The following is a 380-nucleotide window of genomic DNA, read 5'->3' on the forward strand; positions in this document are numbered from 1 at the left end:
CGCCGCGGCGGCACCATCGGCGCCGTGTCCGGCATCAGCACATAGCTGCCCGTAAAGGCATAGCCGTCGCTGCCCGGACCGCCCGAGCCGTAAGCCTCGGACACGAAATGATGGCTGGCCGACAGGCACAGATAGCTGTCCCCGCTGCCCGGAACCTTGTCCCCCGACAGGGCAAGCCGCAGCCCCGAGCCAAGCGACACGCAATCGCCAACCGCCCGGTTGCGGCGGTCAGCCCCCCGTTCCTGCCGGGTCCTCAGCCCCGCCACCAGCTTGCCCGGATCCAGCGCCAGATAATCGCCCGGATAGTCAAAGCTTTCGATCTGCCCCTGGGCATGGGCGGCATCGCCGATCCGCTCGGTCTCCATCGCCGCGGTCGGGGT

Annotated in this window: 1 protein-coding gene; it reads right to left on the reverse strand. The window is 69.2% G+C overall.

Features of this window, described 5'->3' with window-relative positions; all coding sequences use genetic code 11:
• On the reverse strand, positions 1-380 hold a 380-nt coding region (locus FNJ84_RS21805; RefSeq protein ID WP_221932031.1), incomplete at both ends, for a phage late control D family protein.

This window comes from Paracoccus sp. M683 (assembly GCF_007096355.1).
GTDB lineage: Bacteria > Pseudomonadota > Alphaproteobacteria > Rhodobacterales > Rhodobacteraceae > Paracoccus.